The following is a 17,481-nucleotide window of genomic DNA, read 5'->3' on the forward strand; positions in this document are numbered from 1 at the left end:
AATATGGCCTAGTATATAGAGCCATATTATTACTATTTTTATAGGCCATGTTATGGCGGCACCTCATCCTTTCCTCGTCGTAGACCATTCAGCAAAAGAGCCAATTTATCGCCAAATTTATCAACGTATTAAGATGGCGATTGCCGATGGGGTACTGGCTCCAGGTGAGCGGTTGCCTTCACTGCGTGGTTTGGCCAGCGATTTAAACGTTGCCCGTGGCACCGTTGAGGCCGCTTATGGATTGCTGAGCGGTGAAGGATATATCGAAAATAGCCAACAGGGCGGAACGCGGGTTTCTCGGCGGCTAAATATAGCGAAAAACATTGAGATACCTAAACCGATATTAGAAACACCTCGCCATGCCGGTATGCCTTTGCCTTCTTCACAGCTGTTGCCGTTTCAACTTGGCGCACCTGCTTTGGATGCATTTCCTTTAGGACAATGGAACCGTCTATTAAGTCAGTGCGCGCGCCAGACCCGGCGGGAAGAGCTCTCTCATCCTGCACCTCAAGGTTTTCTTGCGCTGCGGGAGGCGTTAGCCGGATATTTGCACATCTCGCGCGGTATTCGCTGCGCAGCGCATCAGATATTTATCGCGGCAGGATATCGTTCTGTACTGTCACTGATTGCAAATGCCTTATTAAAACGCGGGGATGAAGTTTGGTTAGAAGAACCCTGTTTTCCGTTCCCGTGGCATGTGTTGCAAGATTTTGGTGTTAGTACCGTGCCTATTCCGGTTGATGAACAGGGGTTGTGCGTGGAAAAAGGCGTGCGCGATCATCCACAGGCACGCGCAGCGCTGGTGACGCCAGCACATCAAAGCCCGCTTGGTTTAGGACTTAGCCTGCCACGACGCATGCAGCTTTTAGCGTGGGCGCAACGCCAGCAAAGCTGGATCATTGAAGATGACTATGACGGCGAATTTCACTACCAAGGGCATCCGCTACCGGCGCTGAAAAGCTTAGATCAGCTGGAGCGCGTGCTGTACGTCGGCACTTTTAGCAAGGTGCTATTTCCGGGGTTGCGTATTGCTTATGTGGTGGTGCCGGAATCTCTACTACCTCAATTTCATCAGACTATGCGAACGTATCCCTGTGTGTGTCCCACGCTCATGCAGGCTACTACCGCGCAGTTTATTTATTCTGGGCAGTTTTATCGTCATCTAAAAAAAATGCGAAGTTTGTATGCTCAACGCCGAATTTGGCTGGTGCAGGCATTACAACGACAGACGCGTTATCGGCTAACCACCGAGCTTCAGGCTGGCGGTATGCATTTGCTGGTGCGGTTACCCGAATGTTTCGATGATGCTTTGGTTGAAAGAGAGGCGCGGGTACAGGGGCTTGCGTTGGAGGCACTCAGCGTTTGGTATCATGGCGCTGAAAATTCTTCTCACGGACTAATATTAGGATTTACCAACGTTGAGAGCGAAGCAATGGCACGGCAATGGGTGGAATTATTGTTGAATGTGCTGGCGCGTTGTTCTCCCGTTGCGAGTGAGCGCTGAACTCAGTACCATTTGCGCCTCAAATTTAGGCGCTAATAATAACGATGATTATGCAGGCTGATTTATGCAGACAGTAAAACGGGTGCTCTTAGCGCCGATGGAAGGGGTTCTCGACTCTTTGGTGCGTGAACTGCTGACCGAAGTGAATGATTACGATCTCTGCATCACCGAATTTGTGCGCGTGGTGGACAGCCTGCTGCCTGAAAAAGTCTATTATCGTCTTTGCCCCGAACTGGCGAATCAAAGCCTAACGCCTTCAGGAACCCCAGTGCGCGTGCAGTTATTGGGACAGCATCCTCAGTGGTTGGGGGAAAATGCGGCGCGTGCCGTTGAGCTTGGGTCGTGGGGCGTGGATTTGAACTGTGGCTGCCCCTCGAAAATGGTCAACGGCAGCGGCGGCGGCGCGACGTTACTCAAAGATCCTGAGATGATTTATCTCGGCGCCAAAGCGATGCGTGAAGCGGTACCGTCACATTTACCCGTCACGGTGAAGGTGCGTCTTGGCTGGGATTCGGGCGCGCGTCAGTTTGAAATTGCCGATGCGGTACAGCAAGCGGGTGCAACCGAAATTACCGTGCATGGACGTACCAAAGAAGATGGTTATAAGGCCGATAAAATTAATTGGGCAGCGATTGGCGAAATTCGTCAACGTCTGAGTATTCCCGTGATCGCGAACGGTGAAATTTGGGATTGGCAAAGCGCGCAAGATTGCATGGCGGCCACCGGCTGCGATTCAGTGATGATTGGCCGTGGAGCGCTAAACGTGCCGAATCTGAGCCGTGTCATTAAACAAAATGCACCTAAAATGCCGTGGTCTGAGGTGATGCAGCTACTCAAAAAATATGTGCGGCTTGAGAAGCAGGGCGACACCGGGCTATATCATGTCGCTCGCATTAAGCAGTGGCTGGGGTATTTGCGTAAAGAATATGCTGAAGCTTCAGAGGTCTTCAGTGAAATCCGTGCGCTGAAAACCTCAGCAGATATTGCCCGCACAATAGAGCGTCTATAGCGCTAACTACTCTTTCGCTAACTACTCTTTCTCAATGGCTGGGCAGCGTGTCCGCTTAGCCATCAGTTTTCCGCCAAAAACATTCACCAATAATCCCAGCATGATGAGCAGCAAGCCATAGATCTGTAGAGTCGAAATTCGCTCGCCTAAAATGAGTGCGCCGCTGGTTAATCCAACCACGGGTACCAGCAAAGCGAACGGCGTTACGCGCCACGTTTCATAACGGGTCAGCAAGCTTCCCCATAGTCCATAGCCAACATGAGTGGAAAGAAACGCGATATAGCACAGGGCCAGAACGGTCGGAATGCCAATATTCAGCACGCTGCTTTCAATAACGGTTTGTCCTTCGAACAGCCACGAACACAGTAAAAAAGGTAAAATGGGCACCAAAGCGCTCCACACCACCAAAGACATAATGCTGGTCTTGCCCGCATTTTGCATGATAGAACGGTTGGTAATGTTGCCGCATGCCCATGAGAATCCCGCCGCCAGCGTAAAGAGCAGGGCGATTAAGGGAATGTTGGTTAAGCTTCCCGTCATACCACCTTTAGCGAGTACCAGCATGCCTACCGCAGCCATAAGAATGCCGACGACCTGACTGCGTTTGATTTTCTCACCAAGAATCAATGCGCCAAGCAAAACGCTAAAGAACACCTGCGATTGCAATACGACGGAGGCAATACCAGACGGCATACCTAGATTGATGGCGCAGAACAAAAAGGCAAACTGTGCGAAGCTGATGGTAAGCCCATAAATAACAATCCCTTTCAATGGGATTTTTGGCCGTGGTACAAAGAATATCGCCGGAAACACAACCAGAATAAAACGCAGTGCGCCGAGGAGCAAAGGTGGCATGCCGTGCAAGCCCACCTTGATGACCACAAAGTTTACCCCCCAGATAACGACGACACACAGGGCTAATAACATATCTTTAATGGACATTATGACTCCTTGAAAGGGCGCGCTTTTTTGCGTTTTCTTACTGGCTTGGATGCGAAACTATAGCTAAAGTCATCAAGGCGAGATACCCGTGAACGGGATATGTTCCGAATAAAGAGAAAGGCGGCGCTGTTAGCCTGCTTAGACGCGTGGCAAACCATAAATTTGACTATCCAACAGAAGATTCTGCTTAAAGGAAAACGTCATGAGCGATTGGGATCCCGAACTGTATTTACGCTTTGAGGCGGAAAGAACGCGTCCAGCGCGTGAACTGCTTGCCAGAATTAATCATCCTCACGCTACGCGGGTTAGCGATTTAGGCTGCGGGCCAGGTAACAGCACGGCGCTCTTAGCGCAGGCGTGGTCAACGGCGCAGGTGACCGGCGTAGATACCTCGCTCAATATGCTCAAAAAAGCGCAAGAACGATTACCGCAGTGTACGTTTGTACAATCGGATATTAGCCATTGGCAGCCCGAAGAAGCGCAGGACGTGATCTATGCCAACGCGGCTTTGCAGTGGGTGTTGGATCATGAAACCCTGTTGCCTCATTTGGTCGCGCAGCTGGCGGATAATGGGGTTCTGGCCATTCAAATGCCAGACAATCTCAACCAGCCTTCTCATGCACTGATGCGAAAGGTGGCGGCGGAAGGGCCATGGGAAAGTCTGAATGGTGAGGCTGAATCGGTACGTAAGAAACTGCTGACTACCGAGGAGTATTACGATCTGCTGGCGCTACAGGGGTGTAACGTCGATATTTGGCGCACCACCTATTACCACGTTATGCCATCGGCCTCTGCAATCATTGATTGGTTAAGTTCCACCGGATTGCGTCCCTTCCTCGATAAACTCAACGAGAGTCAGCGACCAGAGTTTCTTCGTCGTTATTTATTCGAGCTCGAGCAAGTCTATACACCACGTGCCGATGGAAAGGTGTTATTGGCATTTCCTCGCCTGTTTATTGTGGCGCGCAATGTGGAGAACGGGGCGATATAGCCATGCTGGGGGGGAGATAGTATTCATTATTGTTAGTCAAAAACTGGATGACGATCTGAATATTGAACTCACAACCAGAAACATAATTATTACATCTTCTCGTAGCTGAAACATTCACGTTAAGAGTATGATTATCGCCAGCTTGTCGGCCTGTATCCCTTGTGTGGCGCGGCAAGCAGCGTTCCGAGGATTTAAGCACACTATTTTATGCTGCCCTCGGTGTTATCGAACATTTGATTGATACGTGATCATGCCTGTAAAACTCCGATATTCCTTATTAAGCCTGTTGCTTTTAGGCAGCAGCGTGGCCTGCGTTCCAAACGTGCTTGCAAGTGAGAACGCGCCAACAACGCATAATGCTTCTTCTTTGGTATTAGCGTCAGGCAGTGCAATGGTGGTGGATTTAAAAACCCATAGCGTCATTTATTCGAGTAACCCAGACGTGCAGGTGCCTATTGCTTCAATCACTAAACTGATGACAGCAATGGTAGCGTTAGATGCTAAGCCGGCGATGGATGAAGTGATTTCGGTGGATATCCACAATACCAAAGAGCTGAAAGGCGTTTTCTCTCGGGTGCGCGTGGGAAGTGAGGTCAGCCGTCGTCAAATGATGTTAATGGCGCTCATGTCGTCTGAAAACCGTGCGGCGGCGAGTCTGGCCCATCATTATCCGGGCGGCTATAACGCCTTTATTAAAGCGATGAATGCTAAAGCGCGTTCGCTGGGCATGACTCATACGCGTTACGTTGAGCCCACCGGGCTTTCTGTGAACAACGTGTCAACGGCGAGGGATTTAACCAAGCTGCTGACGGCGAGCAAAAACTACCCGTTAATTAGCGAGCTGAGCACCACAGAAACGAAGTCGGTGACTTTCTCAAACCCGGTTTATACCGAAACATTTAACAATACCAACCATTTGGTTCGTAATGATAAATGGGCAATCCAACTGACTAAGACCGGCTTTACGAATCAGGCCGGTCATTGCTTGGCGATGCGTACCACTATCGGTGGTCGTCAGGTGGCGCTGGTGGTGCTGGATGCTTTCGGAAAATATACCCATTTTGCCGATGCTAACCGCCTGCGAGATTGGATGTTAACCGGTAAAGCATCGCCGGTTCCTGCGGCTGCGCTGAGCTATAAAAAACAGAAAGGCCTGCACGGTAGCGTACAGGTGGCTGATAATAAATAGCTCTCAAAAATAAATCGTTTTGAGCATTAATCGGTGCTGATAGTTTTCCTGCACACGATAAGCACGGCAGAGGCTAAAACCTCTGCCGTTTTTTTATGCATAAAGGTGATTTTGAGATTAACGCGACATTTTTACCCCTAGCCCCTATCATTATCTCAGTGATTAAAGCTTAAGGATTTCAATGTGGCTGGTGGTAGCTTACTAACGTTATTAGATGATATTGCTTCAGTGTTAGACGACGTTGCGCTGATGAGCAAAATGGCCGCTCGTAAAACCGCCGGGGTTTTAGGCGATGATTTAGCCCTGAACGCAGAGCAGGTCACCGGCGTTTCGGCTGAACGAGAACTGCCGGTGGTGTGGGCAGTGGCAAAGGGATCTCTGCTCAACAAAGTCATTTTAGTGCCGCTGGCCTTGCTGATCAGCGCTTTTGCCGCGTGGGCGATAACCCCTTTGCTGATGCTAGGTGGGGCATTCTTGTGCTACGAAGGTTTTGAGAAACTGGCGCATAAAATGTTGCACGGCAAAGAGGAAAAACATCAGCCAAAAGCCGAAGAGAAGGTGCCTGATGATCTACGCGCCTACGAAAAGGCCAAAATAAAAGGGGCCATACGCACCGATTTTATTCTCTCTGCCGAAATTGTGGCGATTACGCTCGGCACGGTGGCCGGTGCCCCTTTCATCCAGCAGGTAATCGTGCTCAGTGGTATTGCTATTGTGATGACGCTGGGTGTTTACGGTATCGTTGCAGGCATTGTGAAGCTTGATGATTTAGGCCTGTGGATGAGCAAAAAAAGCTCGGCGCTGGCAAAAAAACTGGGCGGATGGATCGTTGATGCCGCGCCGTATCTGATGAAAATCCTCTCTGTGGTAGGTACGGCGGCAATGTTTATGGTCGGCGGTGGGATTATCGTTCACGGTTTGCCGTGGGTGCATCACTACTTTGAGCATTTAGCAGAAAGCGGAGCCGACCTACCCACCGTAGGTACCGTGATTGCAGGCCTTGGCCCTACGCTGCTGAATTTGGTGTTTGGAGTTATCGCAGGGGCCATTGTATTGCTGGTAGTAAGTGGCGTAGGGAAGCTGATCCCGAGGAAGGGGTAAGACTAATCATAGCCCGAGCATTCTGGATAGGGCTTAAGATTTCGAACGCCAGCTAGCATCTGAATTCTCGGAGAAAAGCGCGAGAATTGAAGGGGCGCGCGCTATGAACTGCGCCCCTCATCGTACGCCTTCGGCTTCGTTACATGTGAAGGCGGTTATTGATAGGCGAAAGAAAACCTACACCAAGGCATCACAAACGGAGGCATCTTAACCCTCTGGTTTTCCCCCCTAAAAAATCAACTTAAATACGCCCGTAATCGTCAACAGCCCCACAATAAAGATAATCGCAATAACCCATAAGAGAATTTTCATTTGCTGCTCCTTATCTATTTTTAGTCGCTGAAAAAAACGCCCTAAATGGGCGTTAGTCATATTGAGTATAGATTAAGAAAAGCAAATGCTTAGGATATTGGGGTCTACCATCCTTGCACGGCGCCGCCGTTGAATATTTTCTGAGCCGCGGCGGCAACCTCCGGCGATTGATAAGATTTCACGAAGTCTCGGACATTCGCGGCGTCTTTATTATCTTCGAGGGTGACGATGATATTGACGTAAGGCGACTCTTTATCTTCAATAAATACGCTGTCTTTGACCGGCGATAACCCAGTCTGTTGTAGATAGGTGGTGCTGATAATCGCCACGGTGACTTTAGGATCTTTTAACACGTGCGGAAGCTGCGCGCCTTCAAGCTCCATAATATTTAAATTGAGCGGGTTGGCGGTAATATCAATCGACGTTGGCAACAGGCCTTTATCCTGTTTAACCGTAATCAGCTTCTCTTTTTGCAGCAGCAATAATGCGCGTCCCAAGTTGGTAGGATCGTTTGGAATCGCGATGGTATCTCCCTTTTTCAGCTCGGAGACAGTCTTGATTTTGTCTGAGTAGCCCGCCATCGGAAAAACAAAGGTGTTGCCTACGGCGACTAATTTATAGCCGTGCGCCTGATTTTGTTCGGCGAGATAAGGGCGATGTTGGAAAACGTTAGCATCGAGTTCGCCTTTATCGGTGGCGTCGTTAGGCAGCAGTGAACCACTAAATCCAACCAGCTCCACGTCGAGGCCATATTTTTCTTTTGCTACTTTCTGAGCCACTTCAGCCACATCCTGTTCAGCCCCGTTAATCACGCCCACTTTTATATGATGAGCCTGATCGCTTTTTTGATCACAACCAGAGAGCAATGCAGCAGTGCTAAATAGCGCAACGAATAGCGTTGCGTTAAACGCAGATTTCATGAGTACCGTCCTTATGTTTTTCAATGGGGTGAGAAAGGTGCAACGCCAATATTAATCGCTTTTCTAAACCTTCCGCTTGATGGCTTTTGCCGACGTTAACGCTTCTGCCGAAAGGTTATTTTGACGTCTTTTCAGCATCGCTTTTTCACCTGCGTTTGTATGCTGATTATTTTTCATCATGCTGCCTATACGGCCCACTTAACAAAGTAAATGCCTGTTTTATAAGCCGCCTCAATCATTACTCTTTGGCTAACGATTACGTGAGTTGGTTAATTGATAGACGACTTTAGGAATTTTATGCTGGCCTCACTGCAAAAATTCTTACTCGCATGATGCGCTAATGAATTAAACCGGGGAGGTTTAGGTATGTCGCTTCATCAAACACCCACTCGCGTATGGGATACCCGCCGTCAGGAAAAAAGACGTCGCGTCGAAAGCGTGCAGGGGCTTATAAACGGAAAAGTGATTCCGACCGATGATTTAACCGCAATTCTCGAAAAACTGATTGTCTCTGGCGACCGCGTTGTTATGGAAGGTAACAACCAAAAGCAGGCTGATTTCTTATCGCGCAGTTTGGCCGAGGTTGATCCGGCTAAAGTCCACGATTTGCATATGATCATGCCAAGCGTAGGTCGTGCAGAACATCTGGATATCTTTGAAAAAGGGATTGCTCGCAAGCTGGACTTCGCTTTCTCCGGCACCCAGAGCCTGCGCATTTCACAGCTGCTTGAAGATGGTCAGCTAGAAATTGGCGCCATCCATACCTACATCGAACTGTATTCACGCCTTTATGTGGATCTGGTGCCTAACGTGGCGCTGGTCGCCGGTTTTAAAGCGGACCGTCACGGCAATTTGTATACCGGCCCAAGCACCGAAGATACGCCAGCGCTGGTTGAAGCTGCGGCGTTTAAAAATGGTTTAGTCATCGCACAGGTTAATGAGCTGGTCGATGATGAAACCGACCTGCCACGCGTTGATATTCCGGGTTCTTGGATTGACTTCGTGGTGGTGGCCGATAAGCCATTCTTTATTGAACCTCTATTTACCCGCGATCCTCGTTTGATTAAACCCGTACATGTTCTGATGGGTATGATGGCGATTAAAGGTATTTATGCCAAGCATCAGGTGCAGTCCCTCAACCACGGGATTGGTTTCAATACTGCTGCGATTGAATTGCTGCTGCCAACCTACGGTGAGCAATTAGGACTGAAGGGCAAAATCTGTAAGCACTGGACACTGAATCCGCATCCAACGCTGATCCCTGCCATTGAAAGCGGCTGGGTTGAAACTGTTCACTGCTTCGGCGGCGAACTGGGGATGGAAGATTACATCGCGGCACGCCCAGATATTTTCTTCACCGGCAATGACGGCTCTATGCGTTCAAACCGTGCTTTCTGCCAGATGGCAGGGCAGTACGCGGTGGATATGTTTATCGGTTCCACCCTGCAAATTGACGGCATGGCGCACTCTTCAACGGTCACCCGTGGTCGCCTGTCTGGTTTCGGCGGCGCGCCAAATATGGGACACGATCCGCACGGCCGCCGTCACGCGACGCCAGCCTGGCTCGATATGATCGAAGAGCCGGATCCGTTAGCGCGGGGTCGCAAGCTGGTAGTACAGATGGTTGAAACCTTCCAAGCCGGCGCGAAGCCAACCTTCGTTGAAAAACTGGATGCGATTGACGTGGCGAAAGAGTCCGGCATGCCGCTGGCTCCGGTCATGATTTATGGCGATGACGTGACCCACGTACTGACTGAAGAAGGGATTGCCTATCTCTACCGCGCTCGCTCGTTAGAAGAGCGTCGTGCCATGGTCGCGGCGGTTGCGGGGATCACCGATATCGGTTTGGGCGTTGACGCTAAACGCGTGGCCGATCTGCGTCGTGAAGGCAAAGTGGTCTTCCCTGAAGATATGGGGATCCGCCGTACCGATGCAACGCGCTCGTTGCTGGCGGCGGGTAGCGTATCCGATCTGGTTGAGTGGTCTGACGGTTTATACAACCCACCCGCTAAATTCCGGAGCTGGTAATGAAAATCCAACCCTATTCACTCCATTCTGACGCCGATGATGCGGCAAGTTTACTCGCGAAACAGGCTACGCAAGCGCTGCTGGACGAAGCTCGTCTGTCTCCTAAACCTGGCTTGGTTGATAGCCGTGGTTCTGGCGCGCATCAGGATTTAACGCTGGATTTGATGGAACGCTCGGCACACAGCTTAACGCCGGCATTTCAGCAGCTCGCCATCGCAAGTTGGCAGCGTCCGGTAGACAGCGCGCTGCGTCAGGAGATTGGAAGAATAGGGCGGGACGGTGAGCGCTGCATGATGCTGGCGACGCAGGGCGTGAATACCCACCGTGGTGCTATTTGGGCGCTGGGGTTATTGGTGAGCGCCGTCGCCATGCAAGGGGCGAAGGGCGACGTGCACTCAACGCTCACTCTGGCCGCGCAGGTCGCACGTTTGCCCGACCACGCAAGCCCAAAAGTATTCAGTAAAGGGCTGCGAGCGACTCAACGTTATCAGGTTCCCGGCGCACGTGAAGAGGCACAGCAAGGCTTCCCGCACGTGATAACGCTGGCTTTACCGCAGCTGTGGCACAGCCGTCAGCAAGGGGCAACGGAACAAGAAGCCCGGATTGATGCGCTGATGGCCATCATGACTTCGCTTAGCGATACCTGCGTACTTTCTCGCGGCGGCTTATCAGCATTGACCGCGATGCAACAGGGTGCCGCCGAGGTGCTGGCTAACGGTGGATATCAAACGCCAGCAGGTCGCTTAGCGCTGGCTAATTTGGAAGTCCGCATGTTGGCCGACCATGTTTCTCCCGGTGGAGCCGCAGATTTACTGGCAGCCGCGCTGTTTTTAGATAGAACCTGCCGCCATTAGGCGGGGCGTAAAGATGCGCGTCGGCTGTTAGACAACGAATAAAGAGGACGTTATGGAACGTATTGAACTGAGCTATCCGGCAAGCGAAACGCTGCCGAACAAAGCATTAAGCGGCGTCGTCGGTTCCGGCGATATGGAAGTTCTGTTTGCGCCTGAACAGAGCGCAGGCACGCTGTCCGTGGTGATTAAAACGTCGGTGGACGGCAGTGGTCTGCGTTGGCAACACCTGTTTGAGCGCTTGGCTAGCCTACGTACTTTGCCCGCGGGGCGTTTAGAGATTAATGATTTCGGTGCAACGCCGGGTGTGGCTCGCCTACGTATCGAACAAGTCTTTGAGGAGGCAACTCATGCGTAACGATCTCAGCTTTATCGAACTTAGCGCCCGTGAACGCGCGCGTCGTTTACTGGATGCCGGTACTTTTCGTGAATTATTAGGCCCCTTCGAGCACATCACATCGCCGTGGTTAGAACCTCAGGGCATTGTGACGCAGGCCGACGACGGCATGGTGGTGGCTAAAGGCACCATCGAGGGTAAACCCGCGGTCGTGGTTGCGGTTGAGGGCGCTTTCCAAGGCGGCAGCATGGGCGAAGTGTCCGGCGCCAAAATGGCCTCAGCGTTAGAGCTGGCCGCGGAGGATAACCGCAACGGTATCCCAACGCAGGCTGTTTTGCTGCTAGAGACCGGCGGCGTGCGCTTGCAAGAGGCCAATCTTGGTTTAGCGGCCATTGCGGATATTCATGCTGCGATTGTCGATTTGCGTCGCTATACGCCGGTAGTAGGCATTGTTGCCGGTACCGTTGGCTGCTTCGGTGGTATGTCGATTGCGGCCGCGCTGTGCAGCTATTTGATCGTAACCCGTGAAGCGCGCTTAGGCCTCAACGGCCCGCAGGTGATTGAGCAGGAAGCGGGGATTGAAGAGTATGACTCACGCGACCGCCCATTCATCTGGAGCATGACCGGTGGCGACGTTCGTTATCGCAATGGTTTTGTTGATGCCGAAGTCCCTGATGGCTTGAACGCGGTAAAACAGGCGATGAATCAGTGTATTGCTCGTGGCGTTCCTGCGCAGCATCGTTCAGATAAATTCGCCCAGTATCTCACCGCGCTCAATGGGTTTGATACCCGCCAACAGGTAACGGCGGACCTGGCTGCCGAACTTTTCTCTCAGAATCATCTCTCTGCTAAAAACCGTTCACAGGAGGATCGCGCATGAGCACCTCAACAGCACAAACCGCCAGCCGTGGCCGTTATTGGTTTTCCTTACTGACTCAGGGCGCGACTCAGCGTCAAGGGCAATGCGAATCGGTTAAAGCCGCCGATGGTGAAATCGATGGACAGGCCGCACGTTTTATCGCGGTGGTTCCAGATGCAAATAATCACTATCCGCGCGCGGTCAACGGCGAAGTCGGTCTGCTTGAAGGCTGGACGCTGGCACAGTTGGTGAGCGAAGTCGTCGAAGCAGACAAAAACAAATCCCAGAAACGCGCCATCGTGGCCGTGATCGATGTGCCAAGTCAGGCCTATGGCCGTCGTGAAGAGGCGTTTGGTATTCATCAGGCGTTAGCCGGTGCTGCGGGTGCTTACGCTAACGCGCGTTTGGCGGGTCACCCGGTGATTGGCTTAATCGTGGGTAAAGCGATGTCGGGTGCTTTCTTAGCGCACGGCTATCAGGCTAACCGTCTGATTGCGTTTAATGACGCGGGCGTAATGATTCATGCGATGGGGAAAGAGTCTGCGGCGCGCATCACGCTGCGCTCCGTCGAGTCGCTGGAGAAATTAGCCGCGACCATACCGCCGATGGCCTATGACATTAAAAATTACAGCACGCTGGGCTTATTAGACCAACTGCTGGACATCAACGATCCGCTTAATGCCAGCGCAGACGATCTGGCCCGCGTGACCACCGTATTGCGTGAAGCCGTTGTGGATGCTCGCCAGCAGGGTGTTGATCTCAGCAACCGCTTAGGCGCGCACAATCGCCAAAGTTCTTCTCTGGTTCGCACCCGTATGCGCGCCGAGTGGTAATGCTTTAAACACACTAAGACCGACCGTTAGTTTTAATTATAACGCTGGGAACGATGTAAATGTATCGCACCCAGCGAGTCCTCACCTGCCCGCTAACGACTGTTTTATAAAAAGAAAATAACGTTTTAACTGAATTTTTCTGTAACGCTTTTTGTTTTTATACAAGGTGATTTATGACATATGTAATTATTCACGCCCTCGCACCGATCTTCGTCATCATGCTGCTCGGCTTTTATGCCGGTAAAGCCAAGATGGTCGATAACAAGAATGTTTCTCTGCTCAATATCTTCGTGATGGACTTTGCCCTGCCAGCCGCGTTGTTTAGCGCCACGGTGCAAACCCCATGGAGCGGCATTGTTCAGCAGTCTCCGCTGATTGTGGTGCTGGTATTAGGCATGTGGGTAACCTATGCCGCGATTTACTTTATCTGCACCAAAGTCTTCAAGAAAACGCCACAGGATGCAGCGGTTCTGACGCTAACCGTAGCGTTACCTAACTACGCCGCGCTGGGTTTACCGATCTTAGGCAGCGTGCTGGGCGAAAGCTCTTCTACGTCGCTGTCGGTTGCGGTGGCTATCGCCTGTGGTTCTGTGCTGATGACGCCGTTCTGCCTGCTGATCCTCGAACGTGAAAAAGCGCGTGAGTCGGGTGCGATTCAGGGCTCAACTCTCACGATGCTGCCGGTTCTAATGTGGCGCTCGGTGAAAAAACCTATCGTGTGGGGGCCGTTGCTGGGGGTTGTATTGTCAGCCATCGGTATTCACATGCCTGAAATGGTACTGGCTTCGATCAAACCGTTGGGCCTGTCTGCTACGGCTTCGGCGCTGTTCCTGACCGGTGTGATCCTGTCTGCGCGTAAACTGAAAATCAATACCTGCGTGGTGCTGTCGAGCGTCACCAAGCTGCTGATTCAGCCCTTCATTGCGTGGGGTATCGTGTTGGCGATGGGCTTGCATGGTGATGTTGCCGTCACGGCAATTCTGATGATCGCGCTTTCTGCGGGCTTCTTCGGTATCGTATTCGGCAACCGTTTCGGCGTGCAGTCTCCTGATGCTGAAGCTACGCTGCTGATAAGCTCCGTGCTGTGTATCATCACGCTGCCGCTGTTTATTACGCTGACCGCAGGAATTTAAGTAAGGAATCAGTATGTTACGCCCGCATGACTTGATCTGGATTAACAACGTAACCTCACTCACCACGCAAGACACCATGCCGGAGTGGGTGGCACAGCAGTGGCGCACGTCATTGCCATTAGTGGTGCGACGCGATGTTCAAGACGGCGGGCGTATTCCAGTCGGGATCCGTGGCATGAAGCGCAGCCAGCGCGCGGCGGCTTGGGTCGATGAACAAAGCGTGGTGCGATGCGTCACGCCGGAATCGTTAATCGCCGATCCTATCGCGTTGCTGCAATCTTCTTTTGTTTCCCTACCGCCGGTTCAGGTGCTGATTATGCTGATGCAAACGCCGTGGCCGTGGGTATGGGGAGTAACAGGAAGCTGCGGTTACGCTTTAGCGACGGATATTCCGGTGATGCACACCGATAGCGATCTCGATTTAGTGGTGCGCTGTCCGCAAAAAATTAGCGCGGAAGAGCTGGCAGACTTTGCCGAGCGCATTGCTCAGGTTCAGCTCCCGTGCCGAACCGACGTTCAGGTTGAAACCCCACTCGGGGCTTTTGCTCTGACAGAATGGCTACGCGATAAGCGCGTCATGCTGAAAACGGCAACCGGACCGGTGCTAACCCGCGATCCGTGGTCGCCGTCAGAGGAGGCATAATGAAAGTCTTATTTACTTTTCCCGGTCAAGGGCCGCAGCGTCCCGCAATGCTGCACGATTTGCCTGATAATGCTATTTCACGTTCGCTGATTGAACAGGCCAATACCGCGTTAAACGAAGACGTGTTGGCGCTAGATAGCGCCTCAGCGTTGCAAAGAACGCGTGCAGTTCAGCTATGTTTACTGATCGCGGGCGTTGCCTATGCCAGAGAGCTTCAGACGGCAGGCGTTCAGGCTGATTTTGTGAGCGGTCTGTCTATTGGTGCTTTCCCCGCTGCGGTGGTCGCAGGGGCGTTAGACTTTTCGGACGCCGTGCGTTTAGTCGCCCTGCGCGGCGAACTGATGGAAAATGCCTATCCCGATGGTTTCGGTCTTTCTGCTATTGTCGGCCTGAATTTAAATCAGCTAGAGCCGTTGATTGCCGAGGTCAATTCACCGGATTTGCCGGTTTATTTAGCCAACATCAACGCGGAAGAACAGTTTGTGATTGCCGGTAGCGAAGCCGCCATGCAGAAGGTTATGACGCTGGCGCGGGCCAAAGGCGCACATAAAACCCAGCGTCTGGCGGTCAGCGTTCCTTCACACTGCGCGCTGTTGCTGGAGCCTGCACATCAGCTGGCGCAGGCGATGCAAAACGTGGCAGTGCAACGACCAAATATTGCCTATCTCAGCGGCAGCACGGGGCGGGTGTTATGGCAGCCTGAACGTATTGCCGACGATTTGGCATTCAATATGTCGCGCACCGTGTGCTGGCATGAAGCCATGGTTGCGGCCTATGAGCGAGAAGTTCGTTTGGCGATTGAAATGCCGCCCGGTGCCGTACTCACGGGGTTAACCCGAAAAGTGATGGAGCAAGGGGAAGCGCTTTCACGCTGTCAGCTTGGTTTGAAATCGGTCACTGATATAGTGGCTCACTATCAGAAACAGGCTTAATTGAGTGCGCGATGGGCGCGTGCGTACATGCGTCCTTCTGCGGTGAGTGCGAGCAGGTTAGGGTCTTGTTCTCGGCTGCGTGCAAATACCAAGGCAATGGTCTGTCGCATCTGATATTCACTGCACAGCGGTAGCAGTTTCACGCTGCTTTCATACACGTTTTTCATTCTACCTGGTATCAGCGTATAGCCCACGCCAGCCTGAACCAGACTGAGCATCGAGAAAATATCGTTGACTCGGGTAACGATGTCAGGCTCGAAACCGGCAATTTGAAATGCCTCGCTAAAGCCATGATAAGTGGCAAATCCTTCCGCAAGCGCAACAAATTTCTCGTCACGATAATCACGTAAATCCGCCAAGCCCGGTTTTATCAGCGCCGATGAAGCGGGTGCCGCGAGAAAAATATCATCTTGAAACAGCGGCACGGTTTCGAATAACTGTTCGTTCACTTGGCTATCGGAAATAGAAATCAGAATGGCGTCGAGCTGCTGATTTTCTAGCTGCTGTAATAAATCCTGATTCGAGCCCATGGTGAGGCTGATTTCCACTTCAGGGCGGCGCAGTTTAACGCCCATGATGAGCTTAGGAATGGTTTCCAGCGTCAGCGAATACATGGTGCCAATTTTCATCCGCTGCTGACCAAACCCAGCGGCGATGCGGGTTTCTTCAATGCCTTTCTGGGCAAGTTCCACCAGATCGCGGGCATATTCAGCCAGCGTGTGCGCGGCGGGAAGCGGCAGTAAATTACGGCCTTTATGCACAAATAACGGGCAGCGAAATCCTTCTTCCAGCGTGTGTAACGCCCTATGCACGCTCACACTGCTTAACCCTAGGGATTCTGCCGCGCGGGTGATATTTTCTTTTTCCATGAAGGCTAAAAAGATTTCTAATTTTCGCAGAGTTATTTCGCTGTCAATCATGATTCCGCCGCATAACAATCATACTAATATTAGGGAATACTTTAGCAAAATAAGGAATTTATGTTTGGCAAAAAGACAGGTTAGAAAAATTAAAGTAAATTTAGGCTGAGCCCAATGAGGGCGGGGCTTATAGAGATAAAAAAATTCCTATTTTTTTCTGTATTTTTGTGAGGGGGTTCTATACTGAAAGTGAGGGGAAAATGTGAGTGATAGTTATTCCCTCGATAGGCGTCAGGGGGTGTGTCATGAGTAACCATGTTTGGGGACTGTTATCGCATCCGGCACAGGAGTTCCGGCAAATACGGCAGGAAAATGAGTCGGTATCGCATATCTATACTCACCATGTGCTGCTGATGGCTGCTATTCCTGTCATCTGCTCTTTTATCGGCACCACCCAGTTTGGCTGGGATTTCGGCGGAGACCGCGTTTTTAAAGTAATGCCGATGACGGCGTTAGCCATTGCAGTTGTGTTTTACGGCTTAATGCTCGCCGCGGTTGGTTTTGTTGGTATGGTCATTCGCTGGATGGCTCGGGAATATGAAAACTGCCCGAGTTTAAATCAATGTATTGTGTTTGCGGGCTATGTCGGTACGCCCATGTTTATTAGCAGTATCGTATCAATATATCCGATGGTATGGCTGTGCATGCTCGCTGTTATTGTTGGTGTATGTTATAGCGGGTATTTGTTGTATCGCGGTATTCCGAATTTCCTCGGTATCACTGAAGGTCAGGGGTTTATATTTTCTGGCTCCACCTTTGCAATAGGCGTTTTGGTACTCGAGCTGTTATTAGGGATTACCGTTATCATGTGGGGCTATGGTTCGCATATTTTCTAGCCCTGCGGTGTTCAACGCAGTAGAAGTGAAAATTGTTTTGTTAATATCCACCTAGCAGGCGCTGAAGTTTATCTTCAGCGCCTTTTCTTTTTCCTGATCATATTTCAAGCCGCAGAACGGCGATTTAAACGATTAAGGAAA

General features: G+C 51.3%; 17 protein-coding genes. 14 read left to right on the forward strand and 3 right to left on the reverse strand.

Annotated features, from left to right (window positions below; all coding sequences use genetic code 11):
- The first annotated feature begins 52 nt into the window (after nucleotides 1–52).
- Together AB3Y96_RS06690 and dusC are read left to right on the forward strand one after the other, a co-directional pair.
- Entirely contained in the window at nucleotides 53–1,504 is a 1,452-nt protein-coding gene (locus AB3Y96_RS06690; RefSeq protein WP_367298790.1) for a PLP-dependent aminotransferase family protein, read from the forward strand.
- A gap of 64 nt (nucleotides 1,505–1,568) precedes the next feature.
- Nucleotides 1,569–2,513: a tRNA dihydrouridine(16) synthase DusC gene (gene dusC, locus AB3Y96_RS06695; protein ID WP_072308079.1), complete on the forward strand. Its 945-nt coding sequence runs from the start codon at nucleotides 1,569–1,571 to the stop codon at nucleotides 2,511–2,513.
- A gap of 21 nt (nucleotides 2,514–2,534) precedes the next feature.
- Here dusC and AB3Y96_RS06700 read toward each other — a convergent pair whose 3' ends face one another.
- Nucleotides 2,535–3,455: an EamA family transporter gene (locus AB3Y96_RS06700; protein WP_367298791.1), complete on the reverse strand. Its 921-nt coding sequence runs from the start codon at nucleotides 3,453–3,455 to the stop codon at nucleotides 2,535–2,537.
- 202 nt (nucleotides 3,456–3,657) lie between these two features.
- Here AB3Y96_RS06700 and tam point away from each other — a divergent pair, with 202 nt between their 5' ends.
- From tam to AB3Y96_RS06715, 3 genes are all read left to right on the forward strand, one after another.
- Entirely contained in the window at nucleotides 3,658–4,446 is a 789-nt protein-coding gene (gene tam / locus AB3Y96_RS06705) for a trans-aconitate 2-methyltransferase (RefSeq protein WP_367298792.1), read from the forward strand.
- Nucleotides 4,447–4,696: 250 nt separating this feature from the next.
- Complete coding sequence (gene pbpG / locus AB3Y96_RS06710; RefSeq protein WP_072308081.1) at nucleotides 4,697–5,635, forward strand: D-alanyl-D-alanine endopeptidase; 939 nt, start codon at nucleotides 4,697–4,699, stop codon at nucleotides 5,633–5,635.
- A 183-nt stretch (nucleotides 5,636–5,818) separates the two neighbouring features.
- Nucleotides 5,819–6,736, forward strand: a complete 918-nt coding sequence (locus AB3Y96_RS06715) for a DUF808 domain-containing protein (protein WP_367298793.1) — start codon at nucleotides 5,819–5,821, stop codon at nucleotides 6,734–6,736.
- A gap of 416 nt (nucleotides 6,737–7,152) precedes the next feature.
- Here AB3Y96_RS06715 and nlpA read toward each other — a convergent pair whose 3' ends face one another.
- Nucleotides 7,153–7,968, reverse strand: coding sequence for a lipoprotein NlpA (gene nlpA, locus AB3Y96_RS06720; RefSeq protein WP_367298794.1), 816 nt, complete (start codon nucleotides 7,966–7,968; stop codon nucleotides 7,153–7,155).
- Nucleotides 7,969–8,334: 366 nt separating this feature from the next.
- Here nlpA and mdcA point away from each other — a divergent pair, with 366 nt between their 5' ends.
- The 8 genes from mdcA to mdcH all read left to right on the forward strand — a co-directional run bounded on the left by mdcA (nucleotide 8,335) and on the right by mdcH (nucleotide 15,584).
- A complete protein-coding gene (gene mdcA / locus AB3Y96_RS06725; RefSeq protein WP_040045743.1) occupies nucleotides 8,335–9,996 on the forward strand; it encodes a malonate decarboxylase subunit alpha in 1,662 nt (553 codons plus the stop codon).
- Nucleotides 9,996–10,850 carry a triphosphoribosyl-dephospho-CoA synthase gene (locus AB3Y96_RS06730; RefSeq protein WP_367298795.1) on the forward strand — a complete coding sequence of 285 codons (855 nt, stop codon included), beginning with the start codon at nucleotides 9,996–9,998 and terminating at the stop codon, nucleotides 10,848–10,850. The genes mdcA and AB3Y96_RS06730 overlap by 1 nt, the downstream gene beginning before the upstream one ends.
- A gap of 52 nt (nucleotides 10,851–10,902) precedes the next feature.
- The gene (mdcC, locus tag AB3Y96_RS06735; RefSeq protein WP_025800740.1) at nucleotides 10,903–11,205 is read left to right on the forward strand and encodes a malonate decarboxylase acyl carrier protein; all 303 of its coding nucleotides are present in this window, start codon (nucleotides 10,903–10,905) and stop codon (nucleotides 11,203–11,205) included.
- Nucleotides 11,198–12,064, forward strand: coding sequence for a biotin-independent malonate decarboxylase subunit beta (locus AB3Y96_RS06740; protein ID WP_367298796.1), 867 nt, complete (start codon nucleotides 11,198–11,200; stop codon nucleotides 12,062–12,064). Before mdcC ends, AB3Y96_RS06740 begins: the two co-directional genes overlap by 8 nt.
- Nucleotides 12,061–12,876: a biotin-independent malonate decarboxylase subunit gamma gene (mdcE, locus tag AB3Y96_RS06745; RefSeq protein WP_367298797.1), complete on the forward strand. Its 816-nt coding sequence runs from the start codon at nucleotides 12,061–12,063 to the stop codon at nucleotides 12,874–12,876. The genes AB3Y96_RS06740 and mdcE overlap by 4 nt, the downstream gene beginning before the upstream one ends.
- Before the next feature lie 173 nt (nucleotides 12,877–13,049).
- Nucleotides 13,050–14,009: an AEC family transporter gene (locus tag AB3Y96_RS06750; RefSeq protein ID WP_072308089.1), complete on the forward strand. Its 960-nt coding sequence runs from the start codon at nucleotides 13,050–13,052 to the stop codon at nucleotides 14,007–14,009.
- A gap of 13 nt (nucleotides 14,010–14,022) precedes the next feature.
- Nucleotides 14,023–14,652: a malonate decarboxylase holo-ACP synthase gene (locus AB3Y96_RS06755; protein WP_367298798.1), complete on the forward strand. Its 630-nt coding sequence runs from the start codon at nucleotides 14,023–14,025 to the stop codon at nucleotides 14,650–14,652.
- Nucleotides 14,652–15,584: a malonate decarboxylase subunit epsilon gene (gene mdcH / locus AB3Y96_RS06760; protein ID WP_367298799.1), complete on the forward strand. Its 933-nt coding sequence runs from the start codon at nucleotides 14,652–14,654 to the stop codon at nucleotides 15,582–15,584. The genes AB3Y96_RS06755 and mdcH overlap by 1 nt, the downstream gene beginning before the upstream one ends.
- On the opposite strand, the gene AB3Y96_RS06765 is transcribed toward mdcH, so the two are convergent.
- Complete coding sequence (locus tag AB3Y96_RS06765) at nucleotides 15,581–16,504, reverse strand: LysR family transcriptional regulator (protein WP_072308092.1); 924 nt, start codon at nucleotides 16,502–16,504, stop codon at nucleotides 15,581–15,583. The genes mdcH and AB3Y96_RS06765 overlap by 4 nt on opposite strands.
- Before the next feature lie 245 nt (nucleotides 16,505–16,749).
- On the opposite strand from AB3Y96_RS06765, the gene AB3Y96_RS06770 reads away from it, so the two are divergent.
- A complete protein-coding gene (locus AB3Y96_RS06770) occupies nucleotides 16,750–17,340 on the forward strand; it encodes a Yip1 family protein (RefSeq protein WP_043491956.1) in 591 nt (196 codons plus the stop codon).
- The last annotated feature ends 141 nt before the right edge of the window (nucleotides 17,341–17,481 follow it).

Source organism: Hafnia alvei, assembly GCF_964063325.1.
GTDB lineage: Bacteria > Pseudomonadota > Gammaproteobacteria > Enterobacterales > Enterobacteriaceae > Hafnia > Hafnia alvei_B.

Excerpts from the sequence above, each read along its gene's own strand:
- AB3Y96_RS06690 (WP_367298790.1), top strand. The coding sequence starts at position 53 with ATGGCGGCACCTCATCCTTTCCTCGTCGTAGACCATTCAGCAAAAGAG.
- dusC (WP_072308079.1), top strand. The coding sequence starts at position 1,569 with ATGCAGACAGTAAAACGGGTGCTCTTAGCGCCGATGGAAGGGGTTCTC.
- AB3Y96_RS06700 (WP_367298791.1), bottom strand. The coding sequence starts at position 3,455 with ATGTCCATTAAAGATATGTTATTAGCCCTGTGTGTCGTCGTTATCTGG.
- tam (WP_367298792.1), top strand. The coding sequence starts at position 3,658 with ATGAGCGATTGGGATCCCGAACTGTATTTACGCTTTGAGGCGGAAAGA.
- pbpG (WP_072308081.1), top strand. The coding sequence starts at position 4,697 with ATGCCTGTAAAACTCCGATATTCCTTATTAAGCCTGTTGCTTTTAGGC.
- nlpA (WP_367298794.1), bottom strand. The coding sequence starts at position 7,968 with ATGAAATCTGCGTTTAACGCAACGCTATTCGTTGCGCTATTTAGCACT.
- mdcA (WP_040045743.1), top strand. The coding sequence starts at position 8,335 with ATGTCGCTTCATCAAACACCCACTCGCGTATGGGATACCCGCCGTCAG.
- AB3Y96_RS06730 (WP_367298795.1), top strand. The coding sequence starts at position 9,996 with ATGAAAATCCAACCCTATTCACTCCATTCTGACGCCGATGATGCGGCA.
- mdcC (WP_025800740.1), top strand. The coding sequence starts at position 10,903 with ATGGAACGTATTGAACTGAGCTATCCGGCAAGCGAAACGCTGCCGAAC.
- AB3Y96_RS06740 (WP_367298796.1), top strand. The coding sequence starts at position 11,198 with ATGCGTAACGATCTCAGCTTTATCGAACTTAGCGCCCGTGAACGCGCG.
- mdcE (WP_367298797.1), top strand. The coding sequence starts at position 12,061 with ATGAGCACCTCAACAGCACAAACCGCCAGCCGTGGCCGTTATTGGTTT.
- AB3Y96_RS06750 (WP_072308089.1), top strand. The coding sequence starts at position 13,050 with ATGACATATGTAATTATTCACGCCCTCGCACCGATCTTCGTCATCATG.
- AB3Y96_RS06755 (WP_367298798.1), top strand. The coding sequence starts at position 14,023 with ATGTTACGCCCGCATGACTTGATCTGGATTAACAACGTAACCTCACTC.
- mdcH (WP_367298799.1), top strand. The coding sequence starts at position 14,652 with ATGAAAGTCTTATTTACTTTTCCCGGTCAAGGGCCGCAGCGTCCCGCA.
- AB3Y96_RS06765 (WP_072308092.1), bottom strand. The coding sequence starts at position 16,504 with ATGATTGACAGCGAAATAACTCTGCGAAAATTAGAAATCTTTTTAGCC.
- AB3Y96_RS06770 (WP_043491956.1), top strand. The coding sequence starts at position 16,750 with ATGAGTAACCATGTTTGGGGACTGTTATCGCATCCGGCACAGGAGTTC.